The 19,413-nt window shown below is 41.4% G+C and carries 17 protein-coding genes and 1 other annotated feature; of the genes, 16 read left to right on the top strand and 1 reads right to left on the bottom strand.

Going from position 1 to position 19,413, the window contains the following annotated elements; genetic code table 11:
• Positions 1-65 precede the first annotated feature (65 nt).
• The 13 genes from rihC (at position 66) to I6N95_RS08870 (ending at position 15,219) form a co-directional block, all read left to right on the top strand.
• Positions 66-1,004, top strand: coding sequence for a ribonucleoside hydrolase RihC (gene rihC, locus I6N95_RS08930; RefSeq protein WP_209526774.1), 939 nt, complete (start codon positions 66-68; stop codon positions 1,002-1,004).
• 20 nt (positions 1,005-1,024) lie between these two features.
• A complete protein-coding gene (gene dcuC, locus I6N95_RS08925; RefSeq protein WP_209526772.1) occupies positions 1,025-2,398 on the top strand; it encodes a C4-dicarboxylate transporter DcuC in 1,374 nt (457 codons plus the stop codon).
• 12 nt (positions 2,399-2,410) lie between these two features.
• Positions 2,411-2,899 carry a GNAT family N-acetyltransferase gene (locus tag I6N95_RS08920; RefSeq protein ID WP_209526770.1) on the top strand — a complete coding sequence of 163 codons (489 nt, stop codon included), beginning with the start codon at positions 2,411-2,413 and terminating at the stop codon, positions 2,897-2,899.
• 29 nt (positions 2,900-2,928) lie between these two features.
• A complete protein-coding gene (gene rbsK, locus I6N95_RS08915) occupies positions 2,929-3,837 on the top strand; it encodes a ribokinase (protein WP_209526768.1) in 909 nt (302 codons plus the stop codon).
• 133 nt (positions 3,838-3,970) lie between these two features.
• Positions 3,971-5,356, top strand: coding sequence for a metallophosphoesterase (locus I6N95_RS08910; RefSeq protein ID WP_209526767.1), 1,386 nt, complete (start codon positions 3,971-3,973; stop codon positions 5,354-5,356).
• 47 nt (positions 5,357-5,403) lie between these two features.
• Positions 5,404-5,642, top strand: a binding site (T-box leader).
• Positions 5,643-5,986: 344 nt separating this feature from the next.
• Positions 5,987-7,639, top strand: coding sequence for a peptide ABC transporter substrate-binding protein (locus I6N95_RS08905; protein ID WP_209526765.1), 1,653 nt, complete (start codon positions 5,987-5,989; stop codon positions 7,637-7,639).
• A 30-nt stretch (positions 7,640-7,669) separates the two neighbouring features.
• Positions 7,670-8,896, top strand: coding sequence for a peptidase T (gene pepT, locus I6N95_RS08900; protein ID WP_209526763.1), 1,227 nt, complete (start codon positions 7,670-7,672; stop codon positions 8,894-8,896).
• Between the two features lie 153 nt (positions 8,897-9,049).
• A complete protein-coding gene (ispE, locus tag I6N95_RS08895; RefSeq protein WP_209526761.1) occupies positions 9,050-9,907 on the top strand; it encodes a 4-(cytidine 5'-diphospho)-2-C-methyl-D-erythritol kinase in 858 nt (285 codons plus the stop codon).
• A 176-nt stretch (positions 9,908-10,083) separates the two neighbouring features.
• Positions 10,084-10,767, top strand: a complete 684-nt coding sequence (locus tag I6N95_RS08890; protein ID WP_209526759.1) for a metal ABC transporter ATP-binding protein — start codon at positions 10,084-10,086, stop codon at positions 10,765-10,767.
• Positions 10,740-11,567, top strand: coding sequence for a metal ABC transporter permease (locus I6N95_RS08885; RefSeq protein ID WP_209526757.1), 828 nt, complete (start codon positions 10,740-10,742; stop codon positions 11,565-11,567). The genes I6N95_RS08890 and I6N95_RS08885 overlap by 28 nt, the downstream gene beginning before the upstream one ends.
• A gap of 225 nt (positions 11,568-11,792) precedes the next feature.
• Positions 11,793-12,608: a pur operon repressor gene (gene purR, locus I6N95_RS08880; RefSeq protein ID WP_209526756.1), complete on the top strand. Its 816-nt coding sequence runs from the start codon at positions 11,793-11,795 to the stop codon at positions 12,606-12,608.
• A 172-nt stretch (positions 12,609-12,780) separates the two neighbouring features.
• Positions 12,781-14,154, top strand: coding sequence for a bifunctional UDP-N-acetylglucosamine diphosphorylase/glucosamine-1-phosphate N-acetyltransferase GlmU (gene glmU / locus I6N95_RS08875; protein WP_209526755.1), 1,374 nt, complete (start codon positions 12,781-12,783; stop codon positions 14,152-14,154).
• 90 nt (positions 14,155-14,244) lie between these two features.
• Positions 14,245-15,219 (top strand): ribose-phosphate diphosphokinase, encoded by a 975-nt coding sequence (locus I6N95_RS08870; protein WP_209526754.1) that lies wholly within the window; start codon positions 14,245-14,247, stop codon positions 15,217-15,219.
• Between the two features lie 146 nt (positions 15,220-15,365).
• Here I6N95_RS08870 and mscL read toward each other — a convergent pair whose 3' ends face one another.
• The gene (gene mscL, locus I6N95_RS08865; RefSeq protein WP_209526753.1) at positions 15,366-15,821 is read right to left on the bottom strand and encodes a large conductance mechanosensitive channel protein MscL; all 456 of its coding nucleotides are present in this window, start codon (positions 15,819-15,821) and stop codon (positions 15,366-15,368) included.
• A gap of 293 nt (positions 15,822-16,114) precedes the next feature.
• Here mscL and yfmF point away from each other — a divergent pair, with 293 nt between their 5' ends.
• From yfmF to ymfI, 3 genes are read left to right on the top strand one after another with little or no spacing between them, the layout of a single operon-like run.
• Positions 16,115-17,377: an EF-P 5-aminopentanol modification-associated protein YfmF gene (yfmF, locus tag I6N95_RS08860; RefSeq protein ID WP_209526752.1), complete on the top strand. Its 1,263-nt coding sequence runs from the start codon at positions 16,115-16,117 to the stop codon at positions 17,375-17,377.
• Positions 17,377-18,675, top strand: a complete 1,299-nt coding sequence (yfmH, locus tag I6N95_RS08855) for an EF-P 5-aminopentanol modification-associated protein YfmH (protein WP_209526751.1) — start codon at positions 17,377-17,379, stop codon at positions 18,673-18,675. Before yfmF ends, yfmH begins: the two co-directional genes overlap by 1 nt.
• Positions 18,676-19,398 carry an elongation factor P 5-aminopentanone reductase gene (ymfI, locus tag I6N95_RS08850; RefSeq protein WP_209526750.1) on the top strand — a complete coding sequence of 241 codons (723 nt, stop codon included), beginning with the start codon at positions 18,676-18,678 and terminating at the stop codon, positions 19,396-19,398.
• Positions 19,399-19,413 lie beyond the last annotated feature (15 nt).

Genomic DNA, 19,413 nt, shown 5'->3' with positions numbered 1-19,413 from the left:
TTCTTTCTTTGGTAAAAAAATATATAGTGATAAAGCGCTTTACCTTTGAAAGGGGAGTTCAATTGATGAATACAAGTGGAATTAACGGAAGTAGAGCAATTATTTTAGACACTGACCCAGGAATCGACGATGCAATTGCAATCGCTTTAGCTTTAAGTTCGAAGAAATTGGATATTCAATTATTTACGACAGTTATGGGCAATGTTAGCTTAGAAAAGGTAACCCAAAATTTACTTAAATTACTGGCTTTTTTCGAAAAAAATATTCCTGTTGCCAAAGGTGCCGCATTGCCGTTGTTGAAAGATGTAATTGATGCAAGTGATATTCATGGCAATAGTGGGATGGACGGATATGAATTTCCAGAAGAGGCGAGTCACTTATTATCAAAAAATCATGCGGTCATTGAGATGCATAATCAATTAATGAAAAATACTGGGAAAACTACTATTGTGGCCATAGGTCCTTTAACCAACTTGGCCTTATTGTTGCGAATGTATCCTGAATCAGTAAAACAGATAGATGAAATCGTTCTTATGGGGGGATCTGTTTCCCGAGGCAATAAAGGTGTTTTGTCAGAGTTTAATATAGCGGTTGATCCGGAAGCAGCAAAAATTGTTTTTGAAAGCGGATTACCGATTGCGATGGTGGGTTTGGATGTTGGATTAAAAGCATTGGTTTATCCAGAAGATAGTGAAAAAATTAAAGCGATGAATAAGACAGGGGATATGATGTACCATCTATTTAAAAAATATCGAGGAGGAAGTTTTAAAACAGGTTTAAAAATGTATGATAGTTGTGCTGTTGCGTATCTCTTAGCCCCAGAAATGTTTGATATTGAAACAACCTTTGTGGGAGTTGAAATTAATGGGACCTATACGAGTGGTGCAACAGTTGTTGATCTAAAAGGGTATTTAGGACAACAACCCAATGCGAAGGTCTGTGTGGACATTGATGAGAATGTCTTTAAGAAATGGTTTATGGAGTCGATTGAAAGATGCATCTAGACAATTAGGAGGGAAAAAATATGATTGAGTCGATATTAGTATTAGGTGTTTTAGGAATTGTTGGTTATTTGATAATTAAAAATTACAATCCTGCACTGATTTTGATTAGTGGTGCTTTAATATTGTTAGTTGTGGCTGTTTTATTGGGTCATCCACTATATGAAGTAGGTGAAGGAACAGGATTTGCATTCTTTGATATCTTTCTTAAATTAAAGGATACAGTCATAAATCAATTAACATCTGCTGGATTAGTTATTATGATTTTATTTGGTTATTCTGCGTATATGAATGCTATTGGAGCTAACCAAAAATCTGTTAACATTTTAGTGAAGCCAATGACAAAAATAAAGTCTAAAGCTTTATTTGTTCCAATTGTATTTTTGCTAGGCAATCTAATGTCTTTGGTGGTGCCTAGTGCCTCGAGTTTAGCAATAATATTGATGGCAATTCTTTACCCACTGTTGCAAGGAATCGGCATTTCATCTTTAACAGCGGCAGGAGTCATTGCTATGACCGCTACGATAATGCCAACTCCTTTAGGGGCGGATAATGTGATTGCGGCTGAAACATTAGGATACAACGTGTTGAGCTATGTTGGGTACCATGCTCGGGTATCAATTCCTGCCTTGTTAATCATTGCTGTTGCACATTTCTTTTGGCAAAAATATTGCGATAAAAAAGAAGGTAGTGCAGCTTTTGTTGAGATTGATAGTGATAAGTTACAACAACAGGAGGAAGTCAATGTTCCTCAGTTCTATGCTGTTCTACCATTATTGCCTCTTATATTAATATTTATTGTGGGAATTGCGGGGATGTTTAACAGTAAAATTTCAATGGATATCTTTGTTTTAACATTTATTTCGTTTTTTGTTACTCTTATTATCGAATCATTCAGAAAAAAATCGTTTAAGATTGCTCAAGAACCAGCTTTAGAAATGTTTAAAGGGATGGGGCAAGGTTTTAGCCAAGTTGTTATGTTAGTAGTTGGCGGCTCGTTGTTTACAACAGCTATCCAATCATTGGGTGTCATTGATTCGTTAATGGCTACTGTCGAATCGTCACAATCAGCCGGAGTGCTGACCACGTTAATATTTAGTGGGGCGACGGCTTTATTTGGAATATTAAGTGGTGGTGGCCTGGCCATGTTTTACGCGGTTATTGAGTTAATACCAGATATTGCTGCTAAAGCAGGAATTGATGGCATACTGATTGCCTTACCAATGCAAATGATTGCCAATTTAGCTAGAACTATTTCACCAGTTGCTGCGGTAGTGATGATTGTGTCGTCAGCGGTAGGTGTGAGCCCTGTCAGATTATTGAAAAGAACCAGTGTGCCAACAGTAATTGGTATTATTGCAGTTGTGGTGTTATCGATGTTGATTTTGCCTTACTAAGATGGTGGAGAGATGATTGTTTCATTTGGAAAAGCAAGGGATGAGGATATTTTACAATTAAATAGGCTCTTACTGGCGAGCAAGAATTTTATGTTTAAACAAGGGATAACTCAATGGAATACACATTATCCGTCAGAGGAAAACATCAAGACAGACATCTTTAAAGGAAAGTTGTACGTTTTAAGGGATGAAGCTTCTAAGATCCAGTGCGCGGGCTCCATTACCTTAGTGAACGAATCAGAGACCATCAAAGCGTATCAGCTACAAAGAATAATGACAAATCCTTTAGAAAGTGGAAAAGGTTTGGCGAGCAGGCTTATTCAAGAAATGGAAGAGCTGGCAAAATTAAATAAAGTAAACAAATTAAATTCATCTACTAGCAAAAAAAATATTATGATGCAAAAAACATTTAAAAAAAATAATTTTGTGAAAATAGGAGAATTTTTTGATCCAACCAGAGAAGTAGCAGGAGTATTTTTTAAGTATCATAAATTTTTATGATGAATGCAGGAAGGTATGAGGAAGACCTTATGGGAAAAATAGTAGTACTAGGAAGTCTAAATATGGATTTGGTGATGGGAACTAATCGTTTGCCACAAATCGGTGAAACAATCTTAGGTGAAAGTATTGATTATATGATTGGAGGGAAAGGAGCAAATCAAGCTGTTGCTGCAGCTAGAATGGGAAATGAAGTAACGTTGCTCGGTTGTATTGGAACAGATACTTTTGGAGATAAATTGTTAAAACACTTGAAAAAAGAATCTTTGGATCTTTCACATATTAACAGAATCGAGAGTATATTTACTGGAATAGCCAATATTTTTAAGTTACCTGAAGACAATGCTATTGTGGTTATTCCAGGTGCTAACTCTTTTGTAGATGAGGATTATCTGATGGAGCATGTTCAAGTTATTGAAGAGGCTGATGTGATACTCTCCCAGTTGGAAATTCCAACTGAAACAGTAGCCAAAGGATTACGAATGGCAAAAGAACAAGGAAAGATAACCATTTTAAATCCAGCGCCTTTTAATAGAAACGTCTTAGGCCTCTTACCTTATGTAGATGTCATAACACCAAATGAAACCGAATTTGAAGGGTTAATTGGCCGTCAGGTTGAATCAGATAGCGATTTGGAAGAAGCGATGCTGGCTTGGGCAAAAGAGAATCGCACGACGCTAATCGTAACAAGGGGAGGCAAGGGATCTTCGTATGTTGAAAATGACCAGCTTATAAGTCTCCCTGCTGCTAAAGCAGACATTATTGATACAACAGGTGCGGGTGATACATTCAACGGGATTTTGGCTTCGGAGTTGTCTTCAGGGGTAAAAATGATGGATGCTGTAGCAATGGCGACAACAGGTGCCTCATTGTCAGTCGCTAAGTTTGGCGCTCAAACAGGAATGCCTACAAGGCTTGAGGTTATTTCAAAATTAACATAATCAGTAAAAAAAGCTGCTATTGAATGCTTATCATTTCAATAGCAGTTTTTGTTTTGAACAGATGCCTTCAGCAGTTCTTAAAAGTATATTATCTATGGTATAATTCTACCTATACAAAAGAATAAACAAGCAGGTGATTTTCATCAAATCCAAAAAAATATACGCTATTGGCGCCGTTAGCATCCTCTTAATTATTGGAGTCTTTAGTTGGTTGATCAATCGTAGCGTGCTCAACAAAGAAGCAGAAACGGCTCAACCGACCCCCTCACAATCAATCAGTAAAAATGATAAATTCTGGGTGATTTCCGATGTTCATTACTTGTCGGACAAACTGCACGACCAAGGAGAGCAGTTTCAATTTATAAAAAAAACCTCCGCAGGCAAAGACTTGGATTATCCTAGAGAGCGTCTGGAAGCACTGCTCTGGCAAATCGAAAAAGAACGTCCTAAAGGGTTGATTGTCAGCGGTGATTTGACATTAAATGGTGAAAAATTAAGCGCAGAAGAGCTGGCAGGCTATTTTAAACGAGCCGAAGAATTGGGAACGCAAGTTTACGTCATTCCTGGCAATCATGATATTTCCGATGGCTGGGCCCGTCGGTATGAAGGGGATCAGATGGAACGAACGGATCAGATTTTACCTGGTGAATTTGCAGAAATTTTCGCAGATATGGGATATCAGGAAGCTTTTTCCCGTGATTCAGATTCCTTAAGTTACGCGGTTCGCCCTTTTAAAGATCTGATGCTAGTCATGATTGACACTAATAAGTATATCAATGACGTCAGTGGCTCAAGTCCGCAAACTAGTGGAAAACTGCGAACAAAAACCTATGAATGGCTTGAGACGATCTTTGCACAAGCCAAAGCAGAAAAGCTACAGGTGATACCTGTCATGCATCACAACTTAACAGACCACAATACACATGTTAACAAGGGGTTTACCATTGATCAAGCTGGCAATGTTCAAGATTTTTTGTTTAAACACCAAATGAGTCTCGTGCTGACCGGGCATATTCACACACAAGATATTGCCTCGATTGTCAAAGGGAAACAGACGATTTATGATATAGCCACCGGCAGTTTTGCGACCCTTTCCAATCCGATTGGGGAGATTAGTCTTGAAAATCAAGTTTTGACGTATCAAAAAAAGCAGTTGTTAATGGATGACTGGGCGCAAGCAACGGATCAAACAGATCCCCAATTGCTGGCCTATTCAACTTATTCCCAAAAGTTGTTTAACGACGACGGTATTGGCATGGCTCATCGGCAGATGTACGAAGAAGGCTGGTACGATGAAACAACGGCTGACTTGGTAGCCGATTTTATCGGCCGGATGAACGTTCGTTATTTTGATGGCGCAGACTATTATGATCAAGGGGAAATGGCGGCCATTGAAGCAGATAAAGGTTATCAACTGTTAAAAAAACAACCCGATAGTTTCTTGCTGGCCTATGTGGAATCGATTTTAGTTGATCAGGACATAGACGATACCCATGTGGAAATTCCAATTGGTTATTGACAATTGGTTAAATTAAAATTATAATCATTTTAATCGTAATTTAATAAATAAATGCAACGAAGAGGAAAGTATTTTTCAAGAATCATTTAAAGAGAGCTCCAGGTGGTGGGAAGGAGTAATGAGCTGGAAAAGAAAATGGCCTTAGAGCATGATCAGTCGAACTCGTTTAGACTGGCACAGGAGCGCCTGTTACAGCGCCACAGCATAGCGGTTTTGTGCTTGAGGATTATTGAAAGATAATCAAATGAAGGTGGTACCACGAAAGTTAACGACTCTCGTCCTTTATCCTAATTTTTAGGATAGAGGGCGGGAGTTTTTTGTGAATATTGGGAAGCTATCACGTTCTCAATATTCTAGTAGGTGTCCAGCTTAGCTCATCAACCTTTCGGAAAGCCTCTACTCTTAACGCTTTAGCGTTTAGAGATAGTGGACAGCACAGCAAGATAAAATAGTGTTAGTGATAAAGGCCTCTATGCTTAATGCTTGAGTATTTAGCGTAGCGGACATCGAAGCAACGCATAGTAGCATCACTAAACTAGTTTGCTATTTTCTTTCAAGGCTGACCAATTCGCGAAGCATTTCTTATTTAAAAAATGAAAACGTCAATTTTTGACAGTAGGGGGAAATAGGATGAAGACAACAGTAAAGAAGTGGGGCTTAGTGATTAGCCTTTTAGGAGTCGTTACCTTGGCGGCCTGTGGCAACCAAGAAGAAAGTACGGGAAGTAGTTCAAAGGGAGCAGAAAAAGTTGAACAAGCCATTGCCATCAGTTTACCGGCAGAGCTTGTTACGTTGGATACCACCCAAACAACGGATAAAAATACCTTTACGATTGCCCAACATTTATTTGAAGGATTATATCGTTTAGACGATAAAAGCGTGCCAGTACCTGGCTTAGCTAAAGAAGAGGCACAGATCAGCGAAGATGGCCTGACTTACACCTTTAAATTGCGGGAAGATGCCAAGTGGAGCAATGGTGACCCGATTACAGCTGATGATTTTGTGTTTGCCTGGAAGCGATTGGTTGACCCTGCCTCAGGAGCGCCGAATGCCTATTTATTGGACAATGTAAAAAACAGCAAAGAAATCCGTCTGGGAGAAAAAGCCGTGGATGACATTGGTATTTCCGCTCCAGCAAAAGATGAGTTTAAAGTGGAATTAATCAACCCTCAAGCGTCATTTTTGACCTTGATTTCAATTGTTTGGTTAGCGCCTCAACAAGAAGCCTATGTGACTGAACAAGGGGCTGACTATGCTTCAGACGGCGACCATCTCTTAGCCAGTGGTCCCTTTACGATTACCGACTGGGAACTAGGGAGCGACACATGGACGCTAAAACCTAACCCGGAGTATTACGATAAAGAGCAAGTTAAATTACAAGAAATCAAAGGCACCACCGTTAAAGAAGAAAACACGGGGATTAATTTATTCTCAGCAGGTGACCTTGATTTAACCCGGATTAGCGGCGCTTATGTGGCCGAAAACGCCAATGATGAAGCCTTTATTTCCCACTCGGATATCTCTAACTTCTTCTTGGACTTTAATAAAAAGGAAGGCACGCCTTTAGCTAATGTTAATCTGCGCAAAGCCATTGCTTATGCCATTGATAAAGAGCCTTTAACTGCCAGCACCCTCAATGATGGGGCTAAACCATTAAATGGCTTAGTGCCAGAAAATCTGTTTGTCAATCAGGAAACTCAAACTGATTTCCGCAAATACAGTGGCGAGTACGCCACCTTTGATCAGGAGAAAGCTAAAAAGTTCTGGAAAGAAGCACAAAAAGAAGTGGGCGACAAAGTGGAGTTAAAATTCTTAGTATCAGATGATGACAACGGTAAAAAAGTTTCTGAATACATTCAAAGTCAAATTGAGGAGACCCTTGAAGGGGTTAAAATCACCATTACCCCTCAACCTAAAAACAATGTTAATCAATCCCGCCGTGACAAAGACTATGAATTATCCTTCTCTGGTTGGAACGCAGGGGACAACAACTTAGGCATGTTCTTTATTTTATACGAGACAGATTCAGCCTATAACTACGGCAGTTATTCCAATCCAGAATACGACAAGTTGGCAGTCGCTGCTAAAACAACCGATGCCAATGACGTGGACAAGCAATTTGCCGATTATAAAGCAGCTGAAAAGATTTTATTAGAAGCAGATGCTGCCCAAGTGCCTTTATATCAAAGTGCTTCGAATTATTTAATCAATCCTAAGATTAAAGACGTAGCCTATCCTACTTATGGGAATTACTTTGGCCTACGTAATGCTTACGTTGAATAGCGGTATTTTTCAGAGAAAGAAGGAAAGTCAGTGAGTTTATTAGAACGATTTATCCGATACACTAAGATCAACACCCGATCAGATGCCAGCAGTCAAACAGTGCCAACGACCTACAGTCAGGTGGAATTCGCAAAGCAACTAGCCGATGATTTACGGGAACTGGGGTTATCAGAAGTGGAATACTTGGAGAAGAACAGTTTTGTAACAGCCACATTGCCTGCCAATGGTCCATCAGCTGGGCCTGTTATTGGCTTGATTGCCCATGTGGACACAGCCGACTATTCAGCAGAGGGCATTTCGCCTCAAGTTCATGAAAATTACGATGGCCAAGATGTGGTTCTTCATGCAGAAAAAGAATTGGTTTTGTCAGTGTCTGACTTTCCCAACTTAAAAAATTACGTGGGTCAAACTTTGATTACTACCGATGGAACTACCTTATTGGGAGCCGATGATAAAGCGGGAATTGTGGAAATTATTGGCGCAGTCGAGTATTTCTTAAAAAACCCTGAAATTCCTCATGGAGAAATTCGTTTAGCCTTTGGGCCTGACGAAGAAATTGGTCGAGGAGCTGATTTATTTGATGCGGAACAATTTCGTGCCAAATACGCCTATACGATTGACAGTGGCACAGTCGGCCATTTGGAATATGAGACCTTTAATGCCGCCCAAGCAGTGATCACCATTGACGGTGTGAGTGTTCATCCGGGAACAGCTAAAGGCAGCTTGATCAACGCTAATAAGTTAGGCAAGCAGTTGGACGATCGTTTGCCACAAGATGAAGTACCAGAGAAAACAGCTGGATATGAGGGCTTTTATCTGTTACATAATTTCACAGGGACCATTGATAAGGCGGAACTGGTCTATATTGTTCGTGACCATGATGCACAGAAATTTGCAGAACGGAAGCAATTTTTAGTTGATCAGGTGGTGGCGATTAATGCCACCTTAGATAAACCTCGTCTACACATTGAACTAACCGATCAGTATTACAATATGGGAGATATCATCAAAGCGGACTTCTATCCTGTGGAGCTGGCCTTGAAAGCCATGGAAAACCAAGGGATCACCCCAATTGTGACGCCTTTTAGAGGCGGAACGGATGGGTCGAAAATCTCCTTTAAAGGCATTCCAACCCCTAACATCTTTACTGGTGGTGAAAACTTCCATGGACAATATGAATTTATTACTTTGGAAGCCATGGAAAAGACCGTGGCTACGCTTGTGGAGCTAATCAAACTAAATACATCGGGGATTTAATTAAAAGCTGGCAGGGGAACTTGCCAGCTTTTTTTAGAGGCTTATCGAAGGAGGACTTATTTTTTCTGTTAAAGACAACCCTCTAGCGTTTCTATTTTCAGTTTAATAAGGTATAATATGAAAGATTATGACTGGAAAAGTTAGGTGAAAAGCATGGAGATAATTGAAAAGGCGCCAGCCAAGATAAATTTAGGGTTGGATGCATTATATAAACGAGACGACGGCTATCATGAATTAAAGATGATCATGTCGAGTGTTGACTTGGCCGATAAATTAGTCTTTCGTGAACTGCCACAAGATGAGGTTATCATTGAAACTGACAGTAGTTTTTTACCTGTGGATAAGCGAAATCATATTTATCAAGCGGCGCAAGTGCTAAAAAAAGCTTACGGCATCGAAAAAGGCGTTCACGTCAGTGTCCGTAAACGGATTCCTGTAGCGGCTGGCTTAGCCGGCGGAAGCAGTGATGCCGCCGCTACCCTGAGAGGGTTGAATCGTTTGTGGCAGCTGGGGTTAAGCTTGGATGAGTTGGCTGTGCTAGCGGTGGATGTGGGCTCAGACGTGCCTTATTGTGTCCGTGGCAATACGGCGGTGGTCAGTGGCCGTGGAGATGTCTTAAAACCACTGCCAGCCATGCCTCAGTGTTGGGTGGTCATGGTGAAACCACGGATTAGTGTCTCGACGCGAACAGTCTTTGGAAGCCTCTCATTTAATGACATACATCATCCCGACATTGACGCCATTGAAGCAGCCGTCGTTGCTCAAGATTATCACGAGATGGTCAAACACTTAGGAAATTCCTTGGAGTCAGTCACCATTCAGAAACACCCGATCGTTCAACAGATTAAAGATAAGATGATTAAATTTGGCGCTGACGCTGCGTTGATGAGTGGCAGTGGCCCGACGGTTTTTGCTTTATGCGAAAAATACTCACGGGCCCAGCGAGTAAGTAATGGCTTAAAAGGGTTTTGTCAGGATGTCCATATTGTGCGGACTCTTAAACAAGGATAATAGTGAAAAAGCTGGGGGGACCTAGCTTTTTTTGAACAATCCATCCGTTAAACTCGAAAAATAAGTGTTTTTTACTTGACGAAGTCTGTGACAAGGTGGTATTCTACATATTGTCTTCAAAGCGTAATCTTTACGTTTTGCATTTAGAGAACAGACCTCGAGAAAGGAGTCAATCAGTGGCACACTATATAGATGTTAACCATTTAACCTTTTATTATGGCGAAGAGCCAGTCTTACAAGATATATCCTATTACGTTGATCCTGGAGAGTTTGTGATTTTGACAGGGGAGAATGGTGCGGCCAAATCCACCTTAATTCGCAATACTTTAGGGCTCTTACAACCAGCTGAAGGAACGGTCAAGCTCGCCAAAAAAAACACTCAGGGGGAACCGTTAAGCATCGGCTATATTCCTCAACAAGTGGCGTCTTTTAATGCTGGTTTTCCAAGTACGGTGTTGGAATTAGTGCAATCAGGTCGTTTTCAGCGCGGAAAGTGGTTTAAGCGTTTCTCGGATAAGGATCACCAGCATGTTGAGAAAGCCTTAAAATCAGTCGGTATGTGGGAGATGCGGGACCGGCGAATTGGCGAATTATCAGGGGGGCAAAAGCAGCGAATTTGCTTGGCGCGGATTTTTGCGACAGACCCTGATTTATTTGTCTTAGATGAACCGACGACGGGCATGGACGAAGGCTCTCGCGGCGATTTTTATGAGTTGTTGCGGCACAATGCCCATGATCATGGCAAAGCTATTTTGATGATTACCCACGATCACGAAGACATAAAAAATTACGCAGATCGCCATATTCGCTTAGTCAGAAAGGAGGACTCAGAATGGAGATGTTTTCATATGAGTTCATGAGAAGAGCCCTTTTAGCGGCGAGTTTTATGGCAGTTATCGCGCCGATGTTAGGTGTCTTTTTAGTTGTGAGGCGTCAGTCATTATTAGCGGACACCTTGTCCCACGTTTCTTTGGCAGGGATTGCCTTGGGGTTTTTCGTCAATCTTAATCCGACCTTAACGACCCTTGTCGTGGTGGTGATTGCTGCTATTATTTTGGAATACTTGCGGATGATTTACAGCACCTACTCAGAAGTTTCAACAGCGATTTTGATGTCTGGTGGTTTAGCCACAGCTCTGGTGCTGATGAATGCGAACAAAGGGAACTCCTCCATGCGCATTCAACAATACTTATTTGGCTCGATTGTCACCATCAGTTGGGATCAAGTGATAATCCTGGGGGTTCTTTTAATCGCTTTAGTCGTGCTTTTTGTGCTCTTTAAGCGACCGATGTATGTCTTAACCTTCGATGAGGACACCGCCCATGTGGATGGCTTACCTGTCCGCTGGATGTCGCTCTTATTCAACGTGATCACCGGGATAGCAATTACCGTGATGATTCCCATTGCCGGTGCCTTACTAGTATCAGCGATTATGGTCTTGCCAGCGGCGATCTCCATGCGGATTGGTCGCAGTTTTAATCGGGTCTTAATGATCAGCGTGATCATTGGCTTGGTCGGCATGTTATCAGGCTTAGTGACTTCTTATCAGGTGGATACGCCACCAGGGGCGACCATCACGTTAATCTTTATTTTGCTATTTTTGCTTGTGATGATCTTAAAAAAGGTCTTGGTGAAAAAGAAAGTGTCCTCTGGAAATTAATCAAAAGCTCTTAGTTGTTGCGAAAAAGTCGACAGCTAAGAGTTTTTTTACATGGAAACGTGAATTTAGTGGAAGTTAACTCAAACAGTGAACGTTTTCAGCTGGCGATTGAGCATAAAATTAGGATTGACGAACGTTTTATAAGAAAATAGAGAAAAGACTAGGATTTTCACGAAATTAATCATATAATATGATGTGAATAATAAAGTAGAAGAGGTGACAGATATGAAAGTTAGAAGAAGTGAGCGATTGATCGACATGACACAGTATTTATTGGAACATCCGCATACATTAATTTCTTTAACTTTTTTTGCAAAAAGATACAGTTCGGCTAAATCGTCAATTAGTGAGGATTTAGGTATTATTAAACGGACATTCAAAACCAGAGGGACGGGCATATTGGAAACAATTCCTGGAGCTGCTGGCGGTGTTCGCTTTATCCCGGAGATTTCGACAGAACAGGCGAAAGAAATTGTTGATGGACTGTGTGAACGTTTATCAGAGCAAGATCGTTTGCTTCCGGGTGGCTACGTTTATTTATCTGATTTACTTGGTGAACCAGATCTATTAAGACAAGTCGGCCAAATCATAGCGTCCAAGTACAAAGATCAAAAAATTGATGCCGTGATGACCGTTGCGACTAAAGGCGTTCCGATTGCCCAAGCTGTTTCTTATCACTTGAATGCTCCGTTTGTGATCGTTCGTCGTGATTCCAAAATTACGGAAGGGTCAACGGTTAGCGTGAACTACGTTTCCGGCTCATCCCAGCGAATTGAAAAGATGGAGCTATCCAAACGCAGCTTAAAACGGGGATCTCGCGTTTTAGTGGTGGATGACTTTATGAAAGGCGGCGGCACGGTTAATGGAATGAAGGGCTTGATTGAAGAGTTTGAAGCGGAATTAGTCGGCATTACCGTCTTTGCTGAATCAACCTTTAGTGGACGCCGCGTGATTGATGAATACAATTCGCTATTGTGTGTGAAAGATGTGGACACCCATACCAAAACAATTAAGGTTGTCCCAGGCACGTATTTTGAGTAAAATAGAAAGTGACAGCTGTAGAGGCATCGTTCTATTGAATGATAGCAGAGGAACGATCTAGCTGAGAATAGCCATCTAGACCAATTTTGTTACCGATTGGTCTGGCTGCTCTGACAAGGATCAGAAGCGGCGGTAACTTGGAATTAATACTCAAAATGAGGGGGAAATAAATGTGAATAAACGATATGCCATTATTTTGGCTGCGGGTCAAGGCTCGCGGATGAAATCCAAAACGTATAAAGTGTTACATCAAATCGCCGGAAAATCAATGGTGGAGCATGTTCTAGGCAATGTGGAACAACTGACACCTGAGAAGGTCGTGACCGTTGTCGGCTTTGGTGCGGAAGAGGTTAAGGCCAAGTTAGGCGAACGTTCGGAATTTGCTTTGCAAGCCGAACAACTAGGAACAGGTCATGCCGTCATGATGACGAAAGACCAATTGGCTGGTAAGGAGGGCACGACCTTGGTCATTTGTGGCGACACGCCGCTCATTACGACTGAGACGTTGGATGCCTTATTTGCAGAGCATGAAGGGACAGGGGCGAAAGCGACGATTTTAACCGCTCACGCGGAAGTTCCTTTTGGCTACGGTCGGATTATCCGCGGGACTAACACTCAAGTCGAAAAAATTGTGGAAGAAAAAGATGCAACGCCAGAAGAACGTCTGACACAGGAAATTAACACAGGGACATTTTGCTTTGATAATCAAGCGTTGTTTGCGGCTCTTGATCAAGTGGGCAATCACAACGCTCAAGGCGAGTATTATCTGCCAGATGTGATTGGTATTTTGCAATCTCAAGGCGAGGTTATTTCGGCCTATAAGATGGCAGATTTGCAAGATGCTATCGGAATTAACGATCGTTTAGCTTTAGCAGAAGCGACGGCGACGATGCGTCGCCGCATTAATCACGGACACATGGTCAACGGAGTGACCTTTGTTAACCCGGAAGCGACATATATCGATGCTGATGTGGTGATTGGCAACGACACATTGATTGAGGCAGGCGTTCAATTGAAAGGTTCCACGACCGTTGGGACAGGCTGTTTTATCGGCGCCAATTCAGAAATTATTGACAGTGTGATTGGTGACGATGTGACGATCCGCTCCTCTCATATTGAAGGCGCACAAGTCGGAGCGGAAAGTGACGTTGGACCATTTGGTCGCTTACGTCCAGGGGCTGTTTTAGCTAAGCGCGTCCATGTTGGCAATTTTGTAGAAGTTAAAAACGCCTCACTTGGTGAAGAGACCAAAGTTGGCCACTTAACCTATATCGGCGATGCTACTGTTGGCAAAAATGTCAACGTTGGCTGTGGCACGGTCTTTGTTAATTATGATGGCAAAGCCAAACATCACTCGACTATTGGCGACGATGTATTCTTAGGATGTCAGACGGGAATCGTCTCTCCAGTTAACGTTGGTGACCGGGCATTTACAGCAGCAGGCTCGACGATTACGGAAGATGTGCCAGCGGATTCTTTGGCAATTGGCCGTGCTCGACAAGTAAATAAAGCGGATTATGCAAAAAAATTGCCTTATTCGCAATAATTTCGCCCTTTACCCTTGATTTTCATCCGGAAAATGACTACTATTTATAAGGAAGCAAATAATTTCTCAAAAAAGAAAGCGGAGGTCCTCATGTCGAAACATTACTTTGATCCAAGACTGAAAATATTTTCACTTAACTCTAACAAGAAGTTAGCAGAAAAGATTGCAGAAGCTGTCGGAGTTGAGCTAGGCAAATCATCAGTAAGTCAATTTAGTGATGGCGAAATTCAAATTAACATTGAAGAAAGTATTCGTGGTGATCATGTTTACTTAATTCAGTCAACGAGCTACCCAGTCAATGATAATTTAATGGAACTGTTAATTATGATTGATGCGTTAAAGAGAGCTAGTGCCAAAACGATTAATGTGGTCATGCCTTATTATGGTTATGCCCGTCAAGATCGTAAAGCTCGTTCTCGTGAACCGATCACAGCCAAGTTAGTGGCCAATATGCTAACAGCCGCTGGTGCTACGCGGGTTTTAACCCTTGATTTGCACGCGGTTCAAATTCAAGGATTCTTTGATATTCCTGTTGACCACTTAATGGCAGCACCGCTTTTAGCTGATTACTTTATTACTCACGGTTACGTGGGAGATGACACAGTGGTTGTTTCACCAGACCACGGTGGTGTGACCCGTGCCCGTAAGTTAGCAGAATTCCTAAAAGCACCGATTGCGATTATCGACAAACGTCGTCCAAAAGCAAATGTGGCAGAAGTGATGAATATCATTGGAAATGTTGACGGCAAAAAATGTATTATTATCGATGACATGATTGACACAGCAGGTACGATTACCTTAGCGGCGAAAGCCTTAAAAGAAGCTGGTGCAGTGGAAGTTTTAGCCAGCTGTACCCATCCAGTTTTATCTGGGCCAGCGATGGAACGTCTGCAAGATTCACCGATTGAAAAAGTCATTGTGACTGATTCAATCTACTTACCTGAGGAAAACCGTATTGAGAAAATTGAAGAAGTCAGTGTGGGCGCATTAATTGGCGATGCCATTAAACGCATCCACGAAAATAAACCGGTTAGCCCGCTGTTTGAACAAAAGCACACGAGCTAATGACAATCGTCAGGCCAATGCCTGCCCGTAAAAAGAACCATGGAAATGAGAGAGGATCTCGTTTTCATGGTTCTTTTAGGTTGGAAAGGGCGTTAAATCGAGGATAGAAAGAAGTTTCTATTGCCATCTTGCCTTGGCTATTTATCCTAATCGATAGGATCTTTTGGTTGTGCCGATGTTGTGCTAGTGCCAGTCGTGCTAGCTTGCTGTGCCAGTAAATCACGAATTTCAGTTAATAATTTTTCTGTTTGTTCAAATTCATCTTCCAAATCCACTTCTTCTACCGGTTTGATAACGGCTTCTCGGGCTTTGTTAACGACTTTAACAATCATAAAGACAACGAAGGCTGTAATTAAAAAGGTGATAATAGCAGAAATAACTAGGTCAAAATCAAAAGTGACACCATTAAATTTGACGCTGAGGCCTTCAATTTTGCCATCTTTACTCTTAGTAATCAATTTAATCACTAACGCAACAATCGGTGTAATCAGACCAGTCACGATGCTGTTAACGATGGCGGTAAACGCGCCTCCAATGACAACCCCTACTGCCAAGTCCAACACATTGCCTCGCATGATAAATTCCTTAAATTCTTTTATCATAACTAAACTCCTTTCAATGTTTATAAGTTAATTATACAAAAAATGACAAAAAAACCAAAGAAATAGGCATTTAATTGATGAAATGTCCGAATATATCACGAAAAACGAACAAAGGTAAGAGTGTCATAATGGTTAAGTTTATGCTATGATTAGTAATGAAACTGTAATTAGATAATTCGGGTTTTCATGCTAAAATTAGTAAGGAAATCCTTAAGATGATGGCAGACCTTTGCCATCGTATTTTTAATCTACTATTATATAAAGAGAGACTAGCGGAAAGTAGGAAGAAATTAATGAGCATTACCTTGAAACAAGGAGTCAATTTACATGTCATCCCCACTGATAAATACAAAACCATTCGCGTGATGATTCGCTTTGCTGCCCCTTTACGAGAGGAGACGATCAGCAAACGGACACTACTTAGCAGTCTTCTGGAAACGAACAGCCAAGCTTATCCAACCCAAACCAAATTAAGTGAAAAGTTGGCCGACTTATACGGCGCAAGTTTTGGTATTAACGTCAATAAAAAAGGCGACAGTCATTATATGAGTGTTATTTTAAACGTCGTCAATGACAAGTTTTTACCGAACGATGAGGCTGTTTTACCAGAAGCGATCGCCTTTTTAAATGAGATTATCTTCAATCCGAACATCACAGCCACTCAATTTGATGAAGCCACATTTAAGCGGGAACAAGAGAACTTAATGGAATACATCGCCTCTATTTATGATGATAAACAGAGCTATGCCGCCTTGGCTTTACAAGCTCTTTATTTTGGCGAAGCGGAGCAGCAAAAAGTACCGAGTTTTGGGACGGCTGAAGCAGTTTCTGTTGAAACGGCCGTGACCCTTAAAGAGTATTATGACAAGATGCTTAAGACCGATGAAGTGGATATTATCGTCGTTGGTGATGTGGAAGAGACCGTTATTGGTCAGCTCTTCCAGAACTGGGATTTTAACGATCGTCCGACTTATGAGCAACCTTTTTATCAACAAGCACTTCTGCCGAAAGTATTGACGAAGGTTGATGTTCAACCTGTTATTCAATCTAAATTAAATTTGGCCTACCAAACGGGAATTTACTACCATAAAGACGCTTATTTTGCCTTGCAAGTCTTTAATGGATTATTCGGTGGTTTCCCTCATTCCAAATTATTTATGAATGTTCGGGAAAAAGAAAGTATGGCTTATTACGCTTCCAGCTCGATTGACACTTTCCGCGGTTTGTTAACGGTGCAGACAGGGATTGATGGGGCGAATAAAGACCGTGTGTTGACTCTTGTGGAAGAGCAACTAACGAGCTTAATCGCGGGGGAGATTGAACCAGATGCTTTAGGGCAAACAAAAGAAATGTTAAAAAATCAATACTTGCTGTCATTGGATAACCCAAGTGCGGTGACAGAAGCGGCTTACATTAACAGCAAGTTTCCTCATTCGCAAATGACGGATGATCAGTGGTTAGCGGCCGTTGAGGCAGTTAGTCTAGCCGATGTTCAAGCGGTAGCGGCCAATGTGACCCTTCAAGCTGTTTACTTTATGGAAGGAGGACAGGCGTAATGGAAAAGATTGACTACCCTGTTTTAGATGAGACTTTATACACTGAGACTTTGGCTAATGGCTTGCGAGTGACCTTGTTGCCGAAAGCTGGCTTTAATAAGACTTATGGCCTGTTCACGACGAATTATGGGTCGATTGACAACCAATTTGTTCCCATTGGAGAAAGCGAATTGACAGAAGTGCCAGATGGGATTGCTCATTTTCTAGAACATAAGATGTTTGAAAAAGAGGATGGGGATGTTTTCCAAACCTTTGGCAAACAAGGTGCTTCGGCAAATGCTTTTACCAGTTTTACACGAACCAGTTATTTATTTTCCAGTACCGGTCAAGTAGCTAAAAATATGGAAACCCTGTTGGACTTTGTCCAGTCTCCTTACTTTACTCAAGAGACAGTTGAGAAAGAAAAGGGGATTATCGGCCAAGAAATTCAAATGTATCAGGATGATGCCAGTTGGCGCTTATTTTTCGGAATTATCAGCAATCTGTATCCAAATCATCCCTTGCATATTGACATTGCAGGGACGGTTGAGAGTATTGCTGAAATTACGGCAGAAGATTTGTACCTATGCTATAACACTTTTTATCATCCTAGCAACATGAATTTATTAGTGGTTGGTAAAATGGATCCTGAAGAGATGATGGCGTTGATCCGTCATAACCAAGAGAGCAAAGTATTTCCTGAGGCGGTACCGATTGAACGCCGTTTTCCAGTGGAAGATACGACGGATATCATCAAAGAGTCTCAGTTGCAGATGCCTGTCAGCCGTCCTAAAGGAATTGTTGGGATCAAAGGAACGTCTGCGTTACCAACGGATGGTTTTGAGTTGTTGCGTTATAAAACGTCTGTTAGTCTCCTACTTGAATTGTTGTTTGGCGACACTTCAGCTAACCAGTTGGCGATGTATGATGAGGGCTTAATCGATGACAGTTTTGGTTATGAGTTTAATTTGGATCGTGAATTTTATTTTGCCGATTTTGGTGGTGACAGCAGTCGACCAGAAGAAATGGTGGCTCGTGTTCGGGAGATTTTATTAACCGCTCAAGAAAGCCCCGAGATTACGGCGGCCAATTTAACGTTATTAAAGAAACAAATGTTAGGGAAGTATTTGCAATCCCTAAATTCATTGGAGTATATCGCCAATCAATTCAGTCAAATGCAGTTTGGTGAAGCCACACTCTTTGATATGGCAGAAGTGATTGAGAGTATTGAATTAGCAGATGTTCGTCGCGTTATTGATCATTTTATTAAAGAAGAGGCCATGAGTAATTTTTATATGTATCCCTCTGAGGATAAGTAGATGAAATACGCCTTAATACTCGGTGCCAGTGGAGATATTGGTCAGGCCTGCGCCCAGTCTTTAGCCGCCTCAGGCTGGTCCCTTTATTGTCATTATCATCAGCAAGCAGAGAAAGTAAAAAACTTGACGAAGGTCCTTGAAAAAGAGTATCCTAAACAAGATTTTTTCTCTCTTCAGTTTGATATGAGGCAAGAGGAGTTGCCAACCTTAGTTGCACCCTTGTTTCAAGTGGATGCCATCGTTTTTGCCAGTGGTGGAACGATTTATAAGCTATTGACAGAGACCAGTTCAGAAGAGATGGAACAATTATGGCAGGTGTCGTTGAAGACACCGATGCGACTTTGTCAGCAGTTACAACCTAAATTAGCTCAAAGCAAACAGGGGCGGATTGTCTTTGTGGGTTCTGTATACGGCAGTGCTGGCAGCGCTATGGAAGTGGTATACAGCACCTTAAAAGGTGGCCAGGAAGCCTTTGCCAAAGCCTATGCCCAGGAAGTCGCAACGTTGGGGATTACCGTCAATGTGGTGGCTCCAGGCGCAGTTAACACACAGATGAATCAGGAGTGGACTCGTGAAGAACGAGCAGAGCTAGTTTCAGACATTCCCTTAAGAAGGCTGGCAGAACCCGAGGAAATCGCAGATTTGGTTGATTTTTTAGTCAGTGAAAAAAGTGCTTATATAACAGGAACAACCATTCCGATTTCAGGTGGTTGGAAAGTTTAACAATACAGAAAAAAA

Source organism: Vagococcus allomyrinae (genome assembly GCF_017829975.1).
Classification (GTDB): Bacteria; Bacillota; Bacilli; order Lactobacillales; family Vagococcaceae; genus Vagococcus_D; species Vagococcus_D allomyrinae.
The sequence above is the reverse complement of the archived record's forward strand: the minus strand, read 5'-3'. Positions and strand labels throughout refer to the sequence as shown.